The sequence below is a fragment of the Streptomyces murinus genome, assembly GCF_002154555.1.
Classification (GTDB): Bacteria; Actinomycetota; Actinomycetes; order Streptomycetales; family Streptomycetaceae; genus Streptomyces; species Streptomyces murinus.
Genome location: NZ_MUNF01000820.1, coordinates 1 through 2,063, shown reverse-complemented (window position 1 = coordinate 2,063; position 2,063 = coordinate 1). Strand labels below are relative to the sequence as shown.

Below are 2,063 nucleotides of genomic sequence, written 5' to 3'. Positions count from 1 at the left end.
AGCCGTCGCTCCACGGCGCCGGGCGCAGGGTGGTCGCGTCCAGCCGCACCAGCACCCGGGTGCCTTGGGCGTAGGTCTCGGCGCCGTGGAGCGACGGCTTCAGGGCCGTGGCCCGGAAACTGCTGCGGCCCGCGGACTGACCTCCCGCTCGGCGCCGCGCTCGGCGGAGCGCAGCACGCCCGCGCACACCGTGAGCCCGCACGCGAGCGCCGTCACCACACCGAACGAGACCACCAGGCTGGTCGCCTGCGCCACCCCGCCGATCAGACTGGGCGCGATCAGCCCCGAGGTGTAGGTGATGGTCGCCACGCCCGCGATGGCCTGGCTGGGGTTGGGCCCGGCGTGCCCGGCGGCGGCGAAGCACAGCGGTACGACGACCGCGATACCGAGCCCCATCAGGGCGAAGCCGCCCATCGCCACCACGGGCTGCCCGGCCAGGACGACCAGCAGACCGCCGAGGACGGCCAGCACACCGCCGGCCCGGACCGTGCGCACCGCCCCGAACCGGTTCACCACCGCGTCCCCGGCGATCCGGGCCACGGCCATCGTCAGCATGAAGGCGGTGGTCGACGCCGCCGCGAGACCGGCCGAGCTGTCCAGCCGGTCCCGCAGGAACACCGCCGACCAGTCGAGGCTCGCGCCCTCCGCGAACACCGCGCAGAAGCCGACCATGCCGATCAGCAGCGCGGAGCGGGGCGGCAGCGCGAACCGGGGCGGGGGCTCCTCGTCCTCGGCGGGCTGTATGTCCAGCACCCAGGTGCAGGAGAGCACACCGAGCACGGTCAGGACGGCCGCGGCCAGCAGGAAGTGGGTGCGCGCGTCGGCGCCGAGATGGGCGGCGAGGGTGCCGGCGGCCGAGCCGACCAGGGCGCCCGCGCTCCACATCCCGTGCAGGCCGGACATCACCGATCTGCCGAGCCGCCGTTCCACCTCGACGCCGAGCGCGTTCATCGCCACGTCCGCCATGCCCGCGCAGGCGCCGTAGGTGAACATCGCGAGGCACAGGGTGGGCAGATTCGGCGCGAGGGACGGCAGGACGAGGGACAGCGTCCACAGGGCGATCAGCCCGCGCAGGGCGTTACGGCTGCCGAAGCGATGGCTGATCCGGCCCGCGAGCGGCATCGCGCAGGAGGCGCCGAGCGCGGTGAAGGCGAGCGCGAAGCCCAGCCGGCCCGCGCCGAGCGAGGCATGGTCCTGGATCCAGGGCACCCGGGTCGCGAAGGAGCCGGTCACGGCGCCGTGGACGGCGAACACGGCCGCGACGGCGTACCGCGCGCGGCGCACCCCGCTCATGTCCTCCATGTCTGCGTTCCTCCCCGTCGATCGGTGCGCCGTAAACTATCAGGGACCCTGCCTGATAGATAGCGCTTATCGCGCCGCGATGCGGACCGGGCGAGCGTGCCGGGCCCGACCGGTCCCGGCGCGCCGTTGTGGAAGGATCCCCGCCATGCCCGCATCTCCGAGCACCGCCAGGGCCATCAACGACCGGTCGGCCCTGGGACTCCTTCAGGACCGAGGCCCGCTGACGGCAGGGCAGTTGAAGCAGCTGACGGGGTTGTCCCGGCCGACGGTCGCCGATCTCGTCGAACGGCTCGGCGCGGCCGGGCTGATCACCGTCGTCGGGGAGTCCGGCGCGGCCCGCCGGGGGCCGAACGCCCGGCTCTACGGCATCGCCGCCGACCGCGCCCATCTGGCGGCGCTCGATGTGCGCACCGAGGGGGTGGCCGTGCTGGTCGCCGATCTGGTGGGGCGGGTGCTCGCGGAGGCGTCCGTGCCGATCGAGGGGGACACCGGGACCGGGCCCGCGGTGCAGCGGGTGGTGGCCGCGGTGGCGGGGGCCGTAGGACGGGCCGGCGCCGAGAGGCTGCACACGGTCGGCATCGGCGCGCCGGGCCTCATCGACCCGGCCACGGGTGATCTGCGCGACTCCGCGGGGCTGCCCGCGTGGCACCGCAGCCTGTCCGCCGCCCTCCAGGAACGGCTGCCCGGAGCGCGCGTCACGGTGGAGAACGAGACCAACCTCGCCGCCCTCGCGCTGTTCGGCGAGGGCGGCGAGGTTGGTC

General features: G+C 74.8%; 2 protein-coding genes and 1 pseudogene. 1 reads left to right on the top strand and 2 read right to left on the bottom strand.

Annotation, left to right across the window (positions count from 1 at the left end; genetic code table 11):
• Positions 1-94, bottom strand: a pseudogene (locus CCN72_RS41115) (acyl-CoA thioesterase); the annotation flags it as partial.
• A gap of 5 nt (positions 95-99) precedes the next feature.
• Positions 100-1,302, bottom strand: coding sequence for an MFS transporter (locus CCN72_RS35465; RefSeq protein WP_086812484.1), 1,203 nt, complete (start codon positions 1,300-1,302; stop codon positions 100-102).
• Between the two features lie 145 nt (positions 1,303-1,447).
• Here CCN72_RS35465 and CCN72_RS35460 point away from each other — a divergent pair.
• On the top strand, positions 1,448-2,063 hold a 616-nt coding region (locus CCN72_RS35460), incomplete at its 3' end, for an ROK family transcriptional regulator (protein WP_143664320.1).

Excerpts from the sequence above, each read along its gene's own strand:
- CCN72_RS35465 (WP_086812484.1), bottom strand. The coding sequence starts at position 1,302 with ATGGAGGACATGAGCGGGGTGCGCCGCGCGCGGTACGCCGTCGCGGCC.